At 71.5% G+C, this 17,768-nt stretch carries 14 protein-coding genes; 7 read left to right on the forward strand and 7 right to left on the reverse strand.

The features are described 5' to 3' along the window. Positions 1–71: 71 nt before the first annotated feature. The 5 genes from ACQ86L_RS18755 to ACQ86L_RS18775 all read right to left on the reverse strand — a co-directional run bounded on the left by ACQ86L_RS18755 (position 72) and on the right by ACQ86L_RS18775 (position 5,788). Positions 72–1,403: a DUF58 domain-containing protein gene (locus tag ACQ86L_RS18755; RefSeq protein ID WP_434316737.1), complete on the reverse strand. Its 1,332-nt coding sequence runs from the start codon at positions 1,401–1,403 to the stop codon at positions 72–74. 9 nt (positions 1,404–1,412) lie between these two features. Beyond that, positions 1,413–2,438 carry an AAA family ATPase gene (locus ACQ86L_RS18760; RefSeq protein WP_434316738.1) on the reverse strand — a complete coding sequence of 342 codons (1,026 nt, stop codon included), beginning with the start codon at positions 2,436–2,438 and terminating at the stop codon, positions 1,413–1,415. After that, positions 2,435–3,613, reverse strand: coding sequence for a DUF4350 domain-containing protein (locus tag ACQ86L_RS18765; protein ID WP_434316739.1), 1,179 nt, complete (start codon positions 3,611–3,613; stop codon positions 2,435–2,437). Before ACQ86L_RS18765 ends, ACQ86L_RS18760 begins: the two co-directional genes overlap by 4 nt. Positions 3,614–3,716: 103 nt before the next feature. Beyond that, positions 3,717–4,373, reverse strand: a complete 657-nt coding sequence (locus tag ACQ86L_RS18770) for a DUF4129 domain-containing protein (RefSeq protein ID WP_434316740.1) — start codon at positions 4,371–4,373, stop codon at positions 3,717–3,719. A 2-nt stretch (positions 4,374–4,375) separates the two neighbouring features. Continuing rightward, positions 4,376–5,788: a hypothetical protein gene (locus ACQ86L_RS18775; RefSeq protein WP_434316741.1), complete on the reverse strand. Its 1,413-nt coding sequence runs from the start codon at positions 5,786–5,788 to the stop codon at positions 4,376–4,378. Between the two features lie 228 nt (positions 5,789–6,016). Here ACQ86L_RS18775 and mtrA point away from each other — a divergent pair, with 228 nt between their 5' ends. From mtrA to secA, 6 genes are all read left to right on the forward strand, one after another. Then, complete coding sequence (mtrA, locus tag ACQ86L_RS18780) at positions 6,017–6,700, forward strand: MtrAB system response regulator MtrA (RefSeq protein WP_345836715.1); 684 nt, start codon at positions 6,017–6,019, stop codon at positions 6,698–6,700. Between the two features lie 13 nt (positions 6,701–6,713). After that, positions 6,714–8,408, forward strand: coding sequence for an MtrAB system histidine kinase MtrB (gene mtrB, locus ACQ86L_RS18785; protein WP_434316742.1), 1,695 nt, complete (start codon positions 6,714–6,716; stop codon positions 8,406–8,408). After that, positions 8,405–10,099, forward strand: coding sequence for an LpqB family beta-propeller domain-containing protein (locus ACQ86L_RS18790; RefSeq protein WP_434316743.1), 1,695 nt, complete (start codon positions 8,405–8,407; stop codon positions 10,097–10,099). The genes mtrB and ACQ86L_RS18790 overlap by 4 nt, the downstream gene beginning before the upstream one ends. Before the next feature lie 91 nt (positions 10,100–10,190). Then, entirely contained in the window at positions 10,191–10,874 is a 684-nt protein-coding gene (locus ACQ86L_RS18795; protein ID WP_434316744.1) for a ComF family protein, read from the forward strand. Positions 10,875–11,039: 165 nt separating this feature from the next. Further along, the gene (gene hpf / locus ACQ86L_RS18800; RefSeq protein ID WP_434316745.1) at positions 11,040–11,741 is read left to right on the forward strand and encodes a ribosome hibernation-promoting factor, HPF/YfiA family; all 702 of its coding nucleotides are present in this window, start codon (positions 11,040–11,042) and stop codon (positions 11,739–11,741) included. 286 nt (positions 11,742–12,027) lie between these two features. Then, complete coding sequence (gene secA / locus ACQ86L_RS18805) at positions 12,028–14,832, forward strand: preprotein translocase subunit SecA (protein ID WP_434316746.1); 2,805 nt, start codon at positions 12,028–12,030, stop codon at positions 14,830–14,832. A 90-nt stretch (positions 14,833–14,922) separates the two neighbouring features. Here the strand turns inward: secA and ACQ86L_RS18810 are convergent, their stop codons facing one another. Further along, entirely contained in the window at positions 14,923–15,468 is a 546-nt protein-coding gene (locus ACQ86L_RS18810; RefSeq protein ID WP_434316747.1) for an Rv3235 family protein, read from the reverse strand. Between the two features lie 141 nt (positions 15,469–15,609). Here ACQ86L_RS18810 and ACQ86L_RS18815 point away from each other — a divergent pair, with 141 nt between their 5' ends. Next, positions 15,610–17,103, forward strand: a complete 1,494-nt coding sequence (locus ACQ86L_RS18815) for a sensor histidine kinase (RefSeq protein ID WP_434316748.1) — start codon at positions 15,610–15,612, stop codon at positions 17,101–17,103. 170 nt (positions 17,104–17,273) lie between these two features. Here the strand turns inward: ACQ86L_RS18815 and ACQ86L_RS18820 are convergent, their stop codons facing one another. Further along, positions 17,274–17,522, reverse strand: a complete 249-nt coding sequence (locus ACQ86L_RS18820) for a WhiB family transcriptional regulator (RefSeq protein ID WP_018190103.1) — start codon at positions 17,520–17,522, stop codon at positions 17,274–17,276. Positions 17,523–17,768 lie beyond the last annotated feature (246 nt).

Raw genomic sequence — 17,768 nt, forward strand, 5'->3', positions numbered from 1 at the left:
CAACGACGATTCGTGCCGAATGTCGCGATTCGCGGCGGCGAAGGCACGATTCGGCACGAATGTGCCGAGCGTCAGAGGCGGCCGGCGGCCTTGAGGGCCAGGTAGCGGTCGGCGAGGGCCGGCGGGAGGTCGGCGGGGGAGCCCGTGACCACCTCGCCGCCCAGGCGGCGCACCGCGGCCGACACGCGCGCCACGTCGAGCAGCGCCCGCTCGGCGGAGGCCGCCCGGTAGACGTCCTCGCGGCGGTCGCGCTGCGTCGTCGCGGCCTCCGTGTCCGGGTCGGTGACGCTCGCCACCAGCACGAGGTGCTTGCGGGTGAGCTGCGGCAGCACCGAGAGGAGTCCGCGCGAGCCCCCGGGCGCGTCGAGCGAGGTCAGCAGCACGACGAGCGAGCGCTGGCTGGTCAGCGTGCCGACCTGGGCGGGCACCGCCGACCAGTCCATCTCGATGAGCGCGGGCTCGATGCCCGCCATCGTGTCCACCATCCGGGAGAGCAGCTCCGTCCCGGCCGCCCCCTGCACCCGGCCGCGGACGACGCGGTCGTACGCCAGCAGGTCCACGCGGTCGCCCGCGCGGGAGGCCAGCGCCGCCAGCAGCAGTGACGCCTCGAACGCCGTGTCGATGCGCGGCTCGTCCGCGATCCGCGCGGCCGAGGTGCGGGCCGTGTCGATCACCAGGACCACGCGGCGGTCGCGCTCCGGCCGCCAGGTGCGGACCATCACGCGCGCGCCGCGGCCTCCCGTCGGGTCGTGCCGCCGCGCGGTCGCGCGCCAGTCGATCGAGCGCACGTCGTCGCCACGCACGTACTCGCGCAGCGAGTCGAACTCGGTGCCCTGGCCGCGCAGCATCACGCTCGTGGTTCCGTCCAGCTCGCGGAGCCGCGCCAGTCGCGACGGCAGGTGCTTGCGGGAGTTGAACGGCGGCAGCACGCGGATGCGCCCGGGAGAGGACAGCGTGGCCTGCCGCGCCCAGAGGCCCAGCGGCCCCCACGCGCGCACCGTGACCTCCTCCACCCGGCGCTCGCCGCGCCGCCACGGCGTCAGCGACACCACGACGCGGCGGCGCTCGCCCGGCGGGACGCTGATCGCGGTGCGCGTCGGCTCCGCCCCGGCCGACGGCTCCCACGCGTCGCGCAGCACACCGCGCAGCGTCCGCGCGCCGGTGTTGGTCACGAAGAGCTCGCTCGCGGCCTCCGCGCCGAGGCGGACACGTGCAGGCAGCTCCCTGCTCAGCCGCAGCCGGCGCGGGGAGGCCGCCAGCGCGAGGTCGATCGCCCCTAGCACCAGGCACAGCAGCACCCAGCCGCCGAGCGCGGTGTAGGCGGCTGCCGTCACGCCGCCGAGCAGCACGACGGGGACGACGCCCAGCGCGAGCAGGGCGACGAAACGTCCGGACACGGTCATCGGCGCGGCCTAGATCGGAACCTGGACCTGCTGCACGATCGAGCGCAGCACGGCGTCGGCGCCCACCCCTTCCAGCTCCGCCTCCGGACGGAGCTGGATGCGGTGCCGCCAGACCGGAACGAGCATCGCCTGGACGTGGTCCGGCGTGATCGAGTCGTAGCCGGACAGCCACGCCCAGGACTTGGCTGCGGCGAGCAGGGCGGTCGTTCCGCGCGGGCTGACACCGAGGCGCACCGAGGGGCTGCGGCGGGTGGCGCGGGCCAGGTCGACGATGTAGGCGAGCACGTCCGGGTTCGCGCCGACGGCCGCGGCGGCCGCCCGTGCGGCTTCGAGCTGCCGGGCGTCGAGGACCGGCGTCACGCCCGCCCCCGCGAGGTCGCGCGGGTTGAAGCCGGCCGCGTGCCGGCGCAGCACCTCCACCTCGGCCTCGCGCTCCGGCACGTCGAGGGTGAGCTTGAGCAGGAACCGGTCGAGCTGGGCCTCCGGCAGGGTGTAGGTGCCCTCGTACTCGATCGGGTTCTGGGTGGCCGCGACGATGAACGGATCGGGGAGGCGGCGGCTCACGCCGTCGACGCTGACCTGACGCTCCTCCATCGCCTCCAGCAGCGCCGACTGGGTCTTCGGCGGCGTGCGGTTGATCTCGTCCGCCAGCAGGATGTTCGTGAACACCGGGCCCTCGCGGAACACGAACCCGCCCGTCTGCGCGTCGTAGACGAGCGAGCCGGTGACGTCGCCGGGCATCAGGTCGGGCGTGAACTGGATGCGCGTGGTCGACAGGCTCAGCGCCTCGCTGAGCGCGCGCACGAGCAGGGTCTTCGCGACACCGGGGACGCCCTCCAGGAGCACGTGGCCGCGGGCGAGCAGCGCGATGATCAGCCCGGTGACCGCGCCTTCCTGGCCGACGACGGCCTTGCCCACCTCGGCGCGGACGCGCGCCAGCGCGTGCCGCAGGTCGGAGGAGCCCGGCGAGGAGGGCGCCGTGGCGCCGTACTGTGCTGCCGAGGCCGAGTGAGAGCCGGTGGTGAGGTCGGTCATGGTTCCATTCTTCCGGTCGTTCGCCCAGTGTGTGTGGTGTGCGGCGACGCGGCGTCGGCCGTCGCGCGTTCGAGCTCGGCCAGCCGGTCGGAGAGCTCGACGAGCTCCCGGTCGCTGTCCGGATGCTGTTCCAGGAGCAGGTGGATGATGCCGGCGCGGTCGCGGCCGGTGATCGCGGCGACGGCGTCGGCGACCTCCTCGGTGGTGGCCACGCGCGGGAGGCCGACCTGGGCGGCCAGCCGGCCGATCGCCCCGATGCGCAGGGCGTCGGCGGCGCGGAGCCGGGCGGACGACCTCTGGTAGAGCCGCGCGCGGCCCTCACGGGTCTCACCCGCTCGCACGACGACGGGGAGGTGCTCGACGACCAGCGGCCCGAAGCGCCGGCCGCGCCAGACGGCGGCGGCGACGAACACGAGCGTCAGCAACAGGAGGACCGGCGTCACCCAGCCCGGTGTCAGCGTCGCGAGGTCGGGCGGCCCGGTGACCGGCCGATCGAGCAGGCCGGGCAGGTACCAGACCAGCGTGCGGTGCTCGCCGAGGAGGCCGAGGCCTAGGGCGGCGTTGCCGAGCCGGTCCACGCCGTCGTTCATGAGGGTGGCGGCCGACCCGAGCAGGTAGACGGTACGGCCGTCGTAGGTCGTGCGCACGAGGGAGGCGCGGTCTCCCGACGACACGAAGCACGCGGTCGCGTCGCCGGTCACGCGGAAGCTGCCCGGCGATGCGACGTCCTTGGTGTTGGCCGTGGGCCGGGGGTCGATCCGCTCCGCCCGCTGGGCGACGGGCAGGTCGCAGCGCGCGGCCGCCGTGGAGCCGGGGTCGCCCGCCGCGTGCACGCCGGGGGCGAGTGCCTGCAGCGCCGTGAAGCCGGGCTCGACCACCACGATCGTGCTCGCGATCGAGCTGAGCTGGTCGTAGCCCTTCCGGTCGAGGTTGGCCGCCGGGTCGTAGACCAGCACCGTGGTGTCGTCTCCCGCTGCGGCGCGCACCTCCTCGAGCGTCCCGGCGGTGCGTACGGTCACGCCCTGCTGGCGGAGCACCTGTGCGAGGGCCTTGCCGCCGACCGGACCCGGGTTGGTGGCGCTCAGCGGGTCGCCGCCGATGGTGCCGCCACCGTTCAGCAGCATGCCGGACAGCCCGATGATCACGGCGATGACGGCGAGGACGATCCACGGCACGGCGCGGCGCGCGGTGCGACGGACGGTGGGGAGACCGCGGGTGCGTCCCCCGGGCCGCCCTCGGGCGCGGCCGGTCGCTCGGCCTCTGGTGCGAGTGCTCCGGTCATGCGAGGGTTCCGGTCATGCGCTCGGGGGCCTCCTGGGGCGGCCGCACCCGCCGGAGTCGTCCGTCGAGGTCGAGGAGGTGCCGGTAGCCGGCCTCGGAGCCGGGCCGGTCGAGGTAGCGCACCTCGTCGAAAGTCCGGGCCGCCTGGCGCAGCTCGGCGGCCTCCGCGGGCGCCGCGCGCGAGGCCTTGGATGCGAACTCGGTCGCGGTGGTGCCGGGGCGGACGTCCACCAGGGTGCGCTCGTCGAGGGCGGCCGCGATGGCGCGGAACTGCTCCTCGATCGCGAGCGGCCAGTCCTCGGCCCGCGCCGCGTCGGCCGCCGACCGCCGCAGCTCGTCAGCGGAGCGGGCGTCGCCGGCGCCGAACAGCGCGCGCGGGGTGGACGCCGCCCGCCGGTTGACCCGGGGCCGGCCGAACACGAGGAACGCGACCACGACGATGGCCGCGACGATCAGCACGACCACGACGAGGAGCACCGGGCTCGCGCTCCCGGTCGGACCGTTCAGCAGCGACGCGAGCCAGTCCTGCACCGCCTTGGAGGCGATGTCGAACCAGGTCGGCTTCGACGTCTGGTACTCCGGCTTGGCGAGTTCGTTGCGGATCCAGTCCTGCGCCTGCGGCGAGCTCGGATCGACCGGGATGTCGAGGTGCACGCTCAGGCGCCCGGCCAGGCCGAGTTCGGGGCGGTCGCGCTCGGCGCGGGCTGCGTGAACGGATCGGGCAGCTCCTGGCCGGTCTGCCTGGCCTCCACGAACCGCACGAGCTCCAGGTCGAGGCCCTCCTTGCGCATCCGCAGGTCGATGTAGATGAGGCCGAGCGCGGCGGACTGGACGACGCTGCCGATCGCGCCCACGATCGCCCCGACGATCGCCGACATCCCGTTCACGCCGAGCTGTCCGATGATGACCTGACTGTACGAGTTCGGGTCGGCGGTGCTGAGCGAGGTCGGCGCGAAGATGCCGCCCAGCATCCCGCCGATGATCGCGAACGGGAACGCGATGACCTGGGTCACGGCGTAGATGATCATCGCCAGCAGGACGATCACCCCGAACGTGCGCCAGAAGTAGCCGGTCGTCAGCCGCCAGGAGCGCGCGATGGCGGAGCGGAACGGAAGCCGCTCGATGACGAGCGCGCTCGGCACGATCGAGAGCTTGGTGTACAGCCAGATGAAGACGGCCAGCAGGCCGAGGCTCCCGCCGATCCCCGCCAGGACCGCGCCGAGCACACCGGCCGTGCCGCCGAGCATCGCGAGGGCGACGATGATGGAGACCACGAGCGCGAGGGCGACCAGCCAGAACAGCGACCACAGGAACGTCCAGCCGACCAGGGCGCCGAACCGGGGGCGGATGAGCCGCCAGAGCGCGCGCAGGTTCAGCTTCTCGCCGAGCGTCTCGCGCGACACCTCGGCGACGATGATGCCCTGGAGCAGCGCGCCGAAGATCCCCGAGATGACGATGACGAGGACCCCGAGGACGATGCTGCCGCCCACGGCGCCCGCGGTGATGGTGCTGCGATCGGCGGCGTCCGCCGTCGCGACCCGGGAGAAGAGGAGGTAGAGGCCGCCGTACAGGATCGCGGTGACGAGGATCGCGGGGACGCCCTGGAGCAGGAGGGCCGCGCCGACGGTGATCTTCGGGTTGCGGCGCAGCGCCTGGAACGGCGCGCCCAGCAGGTTGCCGAACGACAGCGGGCGCAGCGGGATGAGTCCCGGCTTCGGCGGCGGAGCCCAGCCGGGTTGAGCGCCGGTCGCGCCGTACGGCTGCTGCCATCCCTGCTGCTGCCAGGCCTGCTGCTGCTGCCACGCGTGCTGCTGGTAGTCGTACTGCGGGTAACCGGGCTGCTGGGGGTAACCAGGCTGCTGCGGATAACCGGGCTGCTGCGGGTATCCCTGCGGTTGCGGGTACCCCGGCTGCTGCGGATACCCCGGCGCGTACTCCCCGTACCGCGGCTGCTCCGGCGCGGCCCCGCCAGCCTCCGGCCCCGCAGACGCGGCGCCGTCGGCCCCGGCGCCCTGGCCGTCCGGATCCCCGGCCTCCCCAGGTGCCCGCCAGCTCTGGTCGTCGCTCACGCCGTGCCTCTCATCCCCCGTTGTGCGGTGCTCCCATGCTGGCACATCCGCCGTCCCCGCGATGCCCCGCCCATAGGGCACGTGGACAACCCGGTTCTCCACAGTCTCGACGTGCCCACAGCCCGCACCGGGCCGGCATACAAGGCTCGTGCAGCGTCCTCGACTACGCTTGACCCGTTACTGCTGCGGCGCGCGCCGCCCGAGAGGGGTTCAGGGGATTCTTCGGACATGACTAGTCGCATCCTGGTGGTCGACGACGACACCGCCCTCGCCGAGATGATCGGCATCGTGCTCCGCACCGAGGGATTCGACCCCGTGTTCTGCGAGGACGGCGCACAGGCGCTCGACATCTTCCGCGCGGCCAAGCCCGACCTCGTCCTCCTCGACCTGATGCTGCCCGGCCTCGACGGCATCGAGGTGTGCGGCCGCATCCGCGCCGAGTCCGGCACGCCCGTCATCATGCTCACCGCCAAGTCCGACACCGCGGACGTCGTCAAGGGCCTGGAGTCCGGCGCCGACGACTACATGGTCAAGCCCTTCAACCCCAAAGAGCTGGTCGCGCGCATCCGCACCCGGCTGCGCCCGGCCCCCACCAGCCCGCCCGCCGAGCAGCTGCGCGTCGGCGACCTCGTCGTCGACGTCGCCGGCCACGAGGTCCGCCGCGGCGACGGCCGCATCGCGCTCACCCCGCTGGAGTTCGACCTCCTGCTCGCCCTCGCCTCCAAGCCGCAGCAGGTGTTCACCCGCGAGATGCTGCTTGAGCAGGTCTGGGGCTACCACTACAAGGCCGACACCCGGCTGGTGAACGTGCACGTCCAGCGCCTGCGCGCCAAGGTGGAGCAGGACCCGGACAACCCCAAGATCGTCATGACCGTGCGCGGGGTCGGCTACCGCGCCGGCGCGGCGACCTGACCGGGAGCCCGCGATGCGCTTCCGGTGGCCCGACAGGGAGTGGTGGCGGCAGGTGCCGTCCGAGCTGTCGCGCCTCTGGAGACGCTCGCTGCAGCTCCGCACGGTCGCGATCACGCTGCTCCTGACCGGCGTCGCGATCCTCGTCACGGGCGTCTACATGGCGCTCAGCATCAGCAACGACCTCTACCAGTCGCGGCTGGACCAGGCGCTCCGCGACTCCAGCCGGGCCACCACGGCTGCGCAGTCGACGCTCAACGCGTCGGACATCTCGTCCGGCGACAGCGGCAAGAACCTGCTCAACTCCACGCTGCAGTCCGTGCAGGCCTCGACCTCCAGCCGGCTGATCGCGGCCTACCGCGTCCCCGGCCAGGACACCAGCGTGCTCGCGCCTCCCGACCGCGGCAGCCCCGCCCTCAACCCGGTGATCTCCCCGGAGCTCCGCACCGCCGTCGAGAACGGCGGGACCAAGCAGTTCTACCAGTCGGTCGCACTGCCGGCGGCGTCCGACTCCACGGACCCGGGGATCGTCGTCGGCACCCAGCTCACCCTGCCGTCGTACGGCCGCTACGAGCTCTACATCGGCTACAACCTGCGCGACGCGGAGAACACCCTGCTCTTCGTCCAGAACACCCTGCTGCTCGCCGGGCTGGCGCTCATCGTCCTCATCGGCGCGATCACCTGGCTGATCGTGCGCTTCGTCGTGGAGCCCATCCGGGTCGCCGCGCGGACCAGCGAACGGCTCGCGGCCGGCGACCTCGCGGTGCGCATACCGGAGAAGGGCGAGGACGTCTTCGCCACGCTGGCCCGCTCGTTCAACGGGATGGCGGACAGCATGCAGAGCCAGATCAACCAGCTCGCGACGCTGTCCCAGCTCCAGCAGCGGTTCGTGTCGGACGTGTCGCACGAGCTGCGCACGCCGCTGACCACCATTCGGCTGGCCGGTGACGTGATCTACGATCAGCGCGGCTCGTTCCCGCCGGCGACCTCCCGGACGGCCGAGCTGCTGCACACCCAGATCGAGCGGTTCGACCGGCTGCTCTCCGACCTCCTGGAGATCAGCAGGTACGACGCCGGCTCGGTCGCGCTCGATCCGGAGCCCACCAACCTGGTGCGGCTGGCCGAGGAGGTCGTGGACGAGCTGCGCACGCTCGCCGAGCAGAACGGCTCGGAGCTCCGTCTGGAGGCCCCCGGTGGCTACTTCGACGTCGGCATGGACCCGCGCCGCATCCGCCGCGTCGTCCGCAACCTCATCGGCAACGCGATCGAGCACGGCGAGGGCGCGCCTGTGGTGGTCACCGTCGACAGCAACGAGACGGCGGTCGCGCTCGCGGTCCGCGACTACGGCATCGGCATGAGCCAGCAGGACGTCAACCACGTCTTCGACCGGTTCTGGCGCGCCGACCCGTCCCGCAAGCGGACCCTCGGCGGGACCGGCCTCGGCCTCGCCATCTCGCTGGAGGACGCCACCCTGCACTCGGGCTGGCTGCAGGTCTGGTCGATGCCAGCGCAGGGGTCGTGCTTCCGGCTCACCCTGCCGCGGTTCACCGGCAAGGGCATCATCGCCTCCCCGATCCCGCTGCCTCCCGTCGACGCGGGGACGAAGCCCTCGCGACCCGAGGCGTCGGCGCCCGACGACACCGGAGCGCTCGACCGCGGGGCGGGTAACCTCGACCCTGCGCCGCGGCCGGGAAGCGAGGCGCACGCATGATCCGGAGGACGTCCCGCGGACTCGCCGCCGCCGTCGCCCTGGCGCTCGCGCTGGTGCTCGCGTCGTGCGCGAGCATCCCCGACACCGGTCCCGTGCGCCGTGGCGGTCCCGTCGCGCAGGTCAACGACCAGCTCGACCTCGACTTCAACCCGTCGCCGCCGGAGAACGGCGCGACGCCGCAGCGGATCGTGCAGGGCTTCATCGACGCGGCCTCCAGCCCGAAGAACAACTTCCAGATCGCCCGCGAGTACCTCACCCGGTCGACGGCGGCCTCCTGGAACCCGGACGAGTCGGTCACGGTGGACGACGGCCGCAGCCGCACCTACGACCACAGCGGGAACCAGTGGTCGGTCGACGTCAACCCGGTCGCCAACGTGGACAGTGCAGGGACCTACCATCCGGTGTCGAGCAAGGCGCCGGTCGGGCTCAGCTACGAGGTGGCCAAGGAGAACGGCCAGTGGCGCATCTCCGTGGCGCCGGCGGGCGTGGTCATCGACGATCCGACCTTCCGCGCCGTCTACAGCCAGCAGACGCTCTACTTCTACAACGCGGACTTCTCCTACCTGGTGCCCGACGCCCGCTGGTTCCCCGCCCGCGTCGCGACGGCGGCCACGCGCGTGGCGAGCGCCGTGCTCGCCGGACCGGCCAAGTGGCTGAACGGCGCCGTGATCAGCGCCTTCCCCGAGGGCACGCAACTCGCGGTGCCGTCCGTGACGACGTCCAACGGCGCCGCGCACGTGGACCTCAGCTCGGAGGCGGGTCAGGCGAACCAGCTCCAGCTGCAGAGGATGCAGCTCCAGCTCGAACAGAGTCTCGGGTCGCTGGCATCGTCGGTCCAGCTGTCGATCGAGGGGAACCAGCTGCAGGTGCCGCCCCTGCCGGACGGGTCGGTGCCGCAGCAGGACCCGCCGGTGGACTCGCACGCCGTGGTCTATCGCGGGGAGTCGTTCGGCCTCCTCAACGGCTCGACCATCACCCCGCTGAGCGGGCTCAGCGACAAGGTCGTGGCCCTGGCGCCCAGCGCCGCTACGGTGAACGCCGCGCGCGACGAGGTCGCGGTGCTGTCGCGCGGGGCCGCCGTGCTCGTCCGGAAGTCCGGGGATCCGGTGCACGTCGACATCCGCCCGGGACTCATCGCCCCCGCATTGGACAACCAGGGCTGGCTGTGGAGCGTCCCGGCGGCGGCTCCCGACGCGATCCAGGTCGCGGGCCCCAACGGGCAGCCGCACGCCGTGAAGGTGGACTGGCCCGGCGCGGTCGGCATCGTCGCGCTCGCCGTCTCCCGGGACGGGACGCGGGTGGTGGCGATCGTGCGCACGGCGACCGGCTACTCGGTGCTCGCCGCGGGCGTGGTCCGAGGATCGGACGGCCTGCCGACCTCCATCACCGCGCCGATCGAGCTCACGGTCGGCGACGGCATCCCGACCTCGATAGCCTGGACGGGCGAGCTCACGGTGGTGGTGCTCAGCGCGACGAACGGCGATGCGACCGGGATCGCGGAGCAGACCATCGGCGGCACGACATCGACCACGACGGGTCCGGTGACCGGGCGGACGATCGTGGGGGCGGGCGGCCTGTCGCGCTACCTGGTGCTGGCCGGCGACGGGACGCTGCAGGCGCCCACGGGGAGCGGGTGGCAGACGCAGGCGGACAAGGTCGGCGCGGTCGCGGTGCAGCTCGGGCAGCCCTGAGTCCTCCTCCACAGCTGACGACGCGCGACGACTTGTCCACGGATTCCGTGATCGACGCCCGGCGCCGTACGGCCGCGGCGAGGGTGGATCCATGACGATCACCAACGCCTCCCTCCGCCCCGACCTCCGCTCGACCGTCCGCGACGCGTTCCTCGACGCCGCCGCCGTGCTGCTCCCGGTGAGTTGCGCGGGATGCGCCGCGCCCGACCGCTCGCTCTGCGCCGACTGCACACGCGCCCTCACCCCCGAGGTGCGCCTCCGCACCGTCCGCGGGGTCGCCGTGTGGTCCGCCCTGGACTACGACGAGGTGCCGCGAACCGTGCTCCTCGCCTACAAGGAGGGCGGCCGGGTGGACACGGCGCGCCCTCTGGCCGGTGCGCTGACTCCGGTGCTCGCCGCGGCCGCCGGGCCGCCCGGGCGCGGTGCCGTCCCCGTCCTGATCCCGTCGACCCGGGCGGCGTGGCGGCGGCGCGGCTACCACCCGACGGGGATGGTGCTGGCGCGCACCCGGGTGCTCGCGCCTCCGCTGTGGCACGCGCTCCGGCTCACCCGGCAGACCGCGGACCAGGCCGCGCTCGGGAACGTCCAGCGGGCCGACAACCGGGCGGGCAGCATGGTCGCCTCCCGGCGGCTTCGCGGCCGGAGGTGCGTGATCGTCGACGACATCGTGACCAGCGGGGCCACGATCGCGGAGGCCGCGCGCGCGATCCGGGCGGCCGGCGGCACCGTCGGCGGCGCGGCGACCATCGCCCGTACGCCGCGCCGCCGACGATGACCGGCCCCGCGCGGCGTCATCCGGCGGGCGTTCGGCAGAATCCTGGAATTCACCCGCTGATCACGGTTCCGTTACGTGCGGGGGAGCACTACGGTGGTCGAAAAGGCGAGAGCGATCCGCCCTTCGTGATCCGGGCGGACGTCACGCCGGATCAGGGAGGTCTTCATGGACATCAACATCGTCGGACGCAACCTGGGAATCACTGATCGCTTCCGTGAGTACGCGACGGAGAAGGCCGATAAGGTCGCGCATCTCGCCGAGCGGGCCATCTCCTTCGAGATCAAGGTCAGCAGGCACAACGAGAAGCTGGGTTCCCAGAACGGCGACGACCGGGTCGAGTTGACCCTGGTCGGACCGCGAGCCGTGGTCCGGTCCGAAGCGACCGGAACGGACAAGTACGCCGCGTTCGACATCGCGCTCGGGAAGCTTCTCGAACGTGTCAGGAGGGCCAAGGACAGGCGCAAGGTGCATCGCGGGCAGCATCGCCCGACCTCGCTGCGCGAGGCGAGCACCGACGGCTTCAGCGCGGTCGGGCTCGCGGCGGCCCCGGTGTCGGTGCTCGACCAGGTGCGCACGGGCAGTGTCCCCGTGGCGTCCGACGAGCCGGCGGACGGAGTGGAGGCCGAGGAGGAGTACAGCCCCGTCGTGATCCGGCAGAAGGTCTTCGCGAGCATCCCGATGACCGTCGACGACGCCCTCTATTACATGGAGCTCGTGGGCCACGACTTCTACCTGTTCGTGGATCAGGAGACCAAGCGGCCGAGCGTCGTCTACCGCCGCAAGGGCTGGGACTACGGCGTGATCGCCCTCGACGACGATGCCGAGGAGCTGCAGGAGGTCGCGACCGCGAGCCGCAAGCTCGGCTGACTCAGCGTCGATGGCGTGCGCCCAGGCGGCGCACGCCATCGCGCGGTGGAGCCAAGGGCAGCGCGAAGCGGTGGGCGACCCCAGCGCCGAGGGAGCCAGCGACCGAGGTTGAGTAGGCACAGAGCTTCCCGTTCACCGGTCTCGCAGCGCCCTCCCAGGGACCGCGGGACGTGCTCCGGGGAGGACCAAGTACGATGTTCTCTATCGTCGGCGGAGTATGCCGTGCGGCGTGCGTCCGCCGTGGCGCGGGCATCACCGGCCCGATCGATCAAAATGGAGTGCATCAGTGGCCTCAGTTCTTGAAAAGGTTCTCCGCGTCGGCGAGGGACGCACCCTCCGGCGCCTGGAGGCGTACGCGAAGGCGGTCAACGCTCTCGAGGACGACTTCAGCGAGCTGACCGACGACGAACTCATGCACGAGACCGTCGAACTGCGCGAGCGCTACAGCAACGGCGAGTCGCTGGACGACCTCCTCCCCGAGGCGTTCGCCGCCGTGCGCGAGGCGTCCAAGCGGACGCTCGGCATGCGCCACTTCGACGTGCAGATCATGGGCGGCGCCGCGCTCCACCTCGGCAACATCGCCGAGATGAAGACCGGTGAGGGCAAGACGCTCGTGGCGACGACCGCGGCGTACCTCAACGCGATCGCCAGCCGCGGCGTGCACGTCATCACGGTCAACGACTACCTGGCGAGCTACCAGTCCGAGCTGATGGGCCGCGTCTTCCGCGCCCTCGGCATGACGACCGGCGTCATCCTCTCCGGCCAGACGCCGGAGGAGCGCCGGGAGATGTACGCCGCCGACATCACCTACGGCACGAACAACGAGTTCGGCTTCGACTACCTGCGCGACAACATGGCGTGGCAGGCGAGCGACATGGTCCAGCGCGGCCACTACTTCGCGATCGTCGACGAGGTCGACTCGATCCTCATCGACGAGGCCCGCACCCCGCTCATCATCTCGGGTCCGTCGTCCGGCGAGGCCAACCGCTGGTTCAACGAGTTCGCCAGCCTCGCCACCCGCCTGACGCCCGACGTCGACTACGAGGTGGACGAGAAGAAGCGCACCGTCGGCGTGCTGGAGCCCGGCATCGAGAAGGTCGAGGACTACCTCGGCATCGACAACCTCTACGAGTCGGCGAACACCCCGCTCATCTCCTTCCTCAACAATGCGATCAAGGCCAACGCCCTGTTCAAGCGCGACAAGGACTACGTCGTGATGAACGGCGAGGTGCTCATCGTCGACGAGCACACCGGCCGCATCCTGGTGGGCCGCCGCTACAACGAGGGCATCCACCAGGCCATCGAGGCCAAGGAGGGCGTGGAGGTCAAGGCCGAGAACCAGACCCTCGCCACCGTCACGCTGCAGAACTACTTCCGCCTCTACAAGAAGCTGTCCGGCATGACAGGTACTGCCGAGACCGAGGCCGCCGAGTTCATGAGCACCTACAAGCTCGGCGTCGTCCCCATCCCGACGAACAAGCCGATGCAGCGCAAGGACCAGCCGGACCTCGTCTACAAGAACGAGAAGGCCAAGTTCGACCAGGTCGTGGAGGACATCGCCAAGCGCTACGAGAAGGGCCAGCCGGTCCTCGTCGGCACCACGAGCGTCGAGAAGAGCGAGTACCTCTCGCGCCTGCTCGCCAAGAAGGGCGTGCGCCACGAGGTCCTGAACGCCAAGAACCACGCGCGCGAGGCCGCGATCGTCGCCCAGGCCGGCCGCCTCGGCTCGGTCACGGTCGCCACGAACATGGCCGGCCGCGGCACCGACATCATGCTCGGCGGCAACGCCGAGTTCATCGCCGTCGCCGAGATGAACGCGCGCGGGCTCTCGCCGGTCGAGACGCCGGACGAGTACGAGGAGGCCTGGGAGGGCGTCTTCGACGAGGTGAAGGCGAAGGTCTCCGAGGAGGCCGAGAAGGTCATCGACGCGGGCGGACTCTACGTGCTGGGCACCGAGCGTCACGAGTCCCGCCGCATCGACAACCAGCTCCGCGGTCGCTCCGGCCGTCAGGGCGACCCGGGCGAGAGCCGCTTCTACCTGTCGCTGACCGACGACCTGATGCGCCTGTTCAACGCGGGCGCGGCCGAGAGCCTGATGGGCCGCACCAGCGTCCCCGACGACATGGCGATCGAGTCGAAGGTGGTCAGCCGCGCCATCCGCAGCGCGCAGTCGCAGGTGGAGGCTCGCAACGCCGAGATCCGCAAGAACGTCCTCAAGTACGACGACGTCCTCAACCGCCAGCGCGAGGCGATCTACAGCGACCGCCGTCACATCCTGGAGGGCGACGACCTGCACGAGCGCGTGCAGAAGTTCCTCACCGACGTGGTGGACGACATCCTCGACCAGCACACCGGCGAGGGCAGCGGCGACGACTGGGACTTCGACGCGCTGTGGGCCGAGCTCAAGACGCTCTACCCGGTCGGCGTCTCGATCGACGAAGTCATCGCCGAGGCGGGCAACAAGGGCCGCATCAACCGCGACTTCATGCGCCGCGAGATCATGTCGGACGCGAAGATCGCGTACCAGAAGCGCGAGGAGTCGATCGGCTCCCCGGCGATGCGCGAGCTGGAGCGCCGCGTGGTGCTCTCGGTCATCGACCGCCGCTGGCGCGACCACCTCTACGAGATGGACTACCTCAAGGACGGCATCGGCCTGCGGGCGATGGCGCAGCGCGACCCGCTGGTCGAGTACCAGCGCGAGGGCTACGCCATGTTCCAGCAGATGATGGGCGCGATCCGCGAGGAGACGGTCGGCTTCCTGTTCAACCTGGAGGTGGAGGTCAACCAGGCCCCCGATGAGATCGCTCCTGCGGTGGCCGCGAAGGGCCTGAACCGCGCAGAGTCGGAGGCTCCGCTCAGCTACTCGGCTCCGGGCGAGCAGGGCGAGGTCGAGGTGCGCAACCAGCGCGGCCAGCTGGAGAAGGCGGCAACCGACCGTGCTCAGCGCCAGCAGCGCCAGGCGGCTCCCGCCCAGGCGGCGCCGCCGGCCCAGGGCGCGTCGCAGCGCGGCGCGTTCGGCCAGCGCGTCCAGGACGGGGACGAGGCTCCCGTCAACCGCGCGGAGCGCAGGGCCCAGGCCAAGAAGCGCTGACCCTCGCGCGAGCGGGCTCCCGAACGGCGGGGCGGTCGACGACCGCTCCGCCGTTCGTCGTCCACGGCGCCGGTTCGCGGGCGTCGCCCGTCACAGCACCGTGATCGCGGTGGCGCGCCAGCGCGTCCTGTGGCGCTCCAGGCGCAGCGCCACCGCCCTCGACCGCGACGGCTGGTGGATCATCACGACGGCCTCCACGACCGAGTCGCCGAGCCGGTTGAGCAGCGGCTCGCCGACGCGCACGCGGGGCCGCTTGGCTTCGTCGCCCGTGACCTCCCGGGAGCGGGCGGCGATGACGGTGCGACGCAGGAGCTGAATGAAGACGGAGTCGCTGACCCAGCGGCCGAGCTGATCGAGCGGACGCGCACCCGCCAGGATCTCGATGACGCAGAGCGCGAGCTTCGCGCAGAGGAGGCGGGCATCCTCGCCGATGCCCGAGGCCGTCCCCAGGCCGTCCCCGGAGGCCGGGAGCTCGGCGTCGAGCGTCCGCGGCTCGAAGCGCGCCGCATCCGGCGGAGGGCCGGGCACCGGCGGCGGCACGACCCGCGGCTGCGGCACGAGCCGGAGCGGTGGCCGGGCCGCGTTCGGCCGCTCGATCGCAGGCCGTTCGAGGACGGGGGACAGAAGTGCGTTCATGCTGGTGGTGCTCGATTCTTTCTCGTCGACGGTGGTTCGTCGGTGCGTGGTGAACACTCAATCAGCGCGCCTCGCGGGTGGTCCAGGGCCTGAACGCGGGTGTGGACAACCGGTGCCGCGCGGGCTGTCTATAGTGGGGGAGTGTCGACGCTCAGTGATCTCGTCCATGCCCAAGGTCGTTCCTCCGAGGCGGACGTGGAGTGGCTCCACAGCCTGGTCGGCGACTGGCAGCTCCTGGCCGATCTGGCCTTCGCCGACATCGTGCTGTGGGTGCCGACCACGGACGACGACTTCGTCGCCGTCGCGCACGCGCGGCCGTCCAGCGCGGCGACGCTGTTCTACCGCGACTTCGTCGGCCAGCGGATCAAGCCGGAGTGGCGCCAGCAGGTCACCGACGCGTACCTGACCAAGCAGATCATCGACACCTCCGCCCCGGACTGGTACGAGGAGACGCCGACGCGCGTGCGCGCCGTCCCGGTGATCCGCCGGCTCAGCGTCCACTCGCCGCAGACGGCGGACGAGCCCGTCGCCGTCATCACCCGGCACACCAACCTCAGCGAGGCGCGCACCCCCAGCCGCCAGGAGCTGACCTTCAACGACTGCGCGAACGACCTGTTCGTCATGATCGCGTCCGGCGACTTCCCCGACCTGGGCGCGCCCGCCGCCCCGCGCCGGGGCGCGCCGCGCGCGGCCGACGGCCTGATCCGGCTGGACGACACCGGCATCACCACGTTCGCCAGCCCGAACGCGCTCAGCGCCTTCAACCGGATGGGGTTCACGGGCGAACTGGAGGGCGAGTCGCTGGCGACGGTCACGACCAAGCTCCTCGCCGGCACCATCACGGTGGACGAGTCGCTCCCGCTGGTGGTCACCGGCCGTGCGCCGTGGCGCACCGACATCGAGGCGCGCGGCGTGACGGTGTCGCTGCGCACCATCCCGATCCGCAACCGCGGGGAGCGCGTCGGCGCGATCGTGCTGTGCCGCGACGTGTCGGAGCAGCGCCACCAGGAGCGCGAGCTCATCACCAAGGACGCGACGATCCGCGAGATCCACCACCGGGTGAAGAACAACCTCCAGACGGTCGCCTCCCTGCTGCGCATCCAGGCGCGGCGCACCCACTCGGAGGAGGCCAGGGAGGCGCTCAGCCAGGCCATGCGCCGCGTCGCCGCGATCGCGGTCGTGCACGACACGCTGTCGACGGGCCTCGCGCAGATCGTGGACTTCGACGACGTGTTCGACCGCGTGCTGCTGCTGGTGGCGGAGGTCGCCGCCAGCCACACGACGACGGTGCACCCGAAGAAGTCGGGCACGTTCGGCTCGCTGCCGAGCGAGTACGCGACGCCCCTTGCGCTGGCGCTGACGGAGCTGGTCACCAACGCCGTCGAGCACGGCCTCGCGGGCCGCGAGGGCCAGGTGGAGATCGTGGCCGACCGCACGGAGGACTCGCTGACCGTGAAGGTCGTCGACAACGGCTCCGGGCTCCCGGAGGGCAAGGTCGGCTCCGGCCTGGGCACGCAGATCGTGCGCACGCTCATCCAGGGCGAGCTCGGCGGCGCGATCGACTGGCACACGATGATGGGCCAGGGCACCGAGGTGACCATCGAGGTCCCCCTGCGCTACCTCACCACCGTTTGACCCGCACCAAACGACCGCCGAGGGGCACGTTGTTGTCACTTCTCGCGCCGAAAAGTGACAACAACGTGCCCCTCGGCGCCTGCGGAATGAGAAACGCCGAGGGGCGCTTCCGGACGATGACGTCTGCTAGGTGTTCGGAAGCGCCGCCTCGGCGGCGATGATGCTGTGTTTCAGGACGCGCGGCGGGCGCGGGCGGCGCGGCGCTTGAGGGCGCGGCGCTCGTCTTCGGAGAGACCTCCCCAGACGCCGGAGTCCTGACCGGTCTCCAGCGCGTACTGCAGGCAGATCTCGGTCACGGTGCAGCGCGCGCAGACCGCCTTCGCCTTGTCGATCTGGTCGACCGCGGGTCCCGTGTTGCCGACGGGGAAGAACAGCTCGGGGTCTGCGGTCAGGCAGGCGGCTTTGTCGCGCCAATCCATGAAGATATGCTCCTTGTTCGCTGGATGTTTCCTTGGCCCGAGGGGACCTAGAATGCAGGTAAGCAGCCGCGTTACAGGGTTCTTCAGATCCTTGGGGAATGAGACCTGCCCACCACCCTGTGAGCACTAACTCGGCCTTGAATATGCTCCCATAGCAGTTGATCCGGATCAATAGTTCTGCATGGGATAACGCTGTGAACACACGCACGAAACGTCAGGATGCTATAGTGACCGACTCCTCCCGGC

The organism is Leifsonia sp. P73, from assembly GCF_051059105.1.
In the GTDB taxonomy this organism is placed as follows: domain Bacteria; phylum Actinomycetota; class Actinomycetes; order Actinomycetales; family Microbacteriaceae; genus Leifsonia.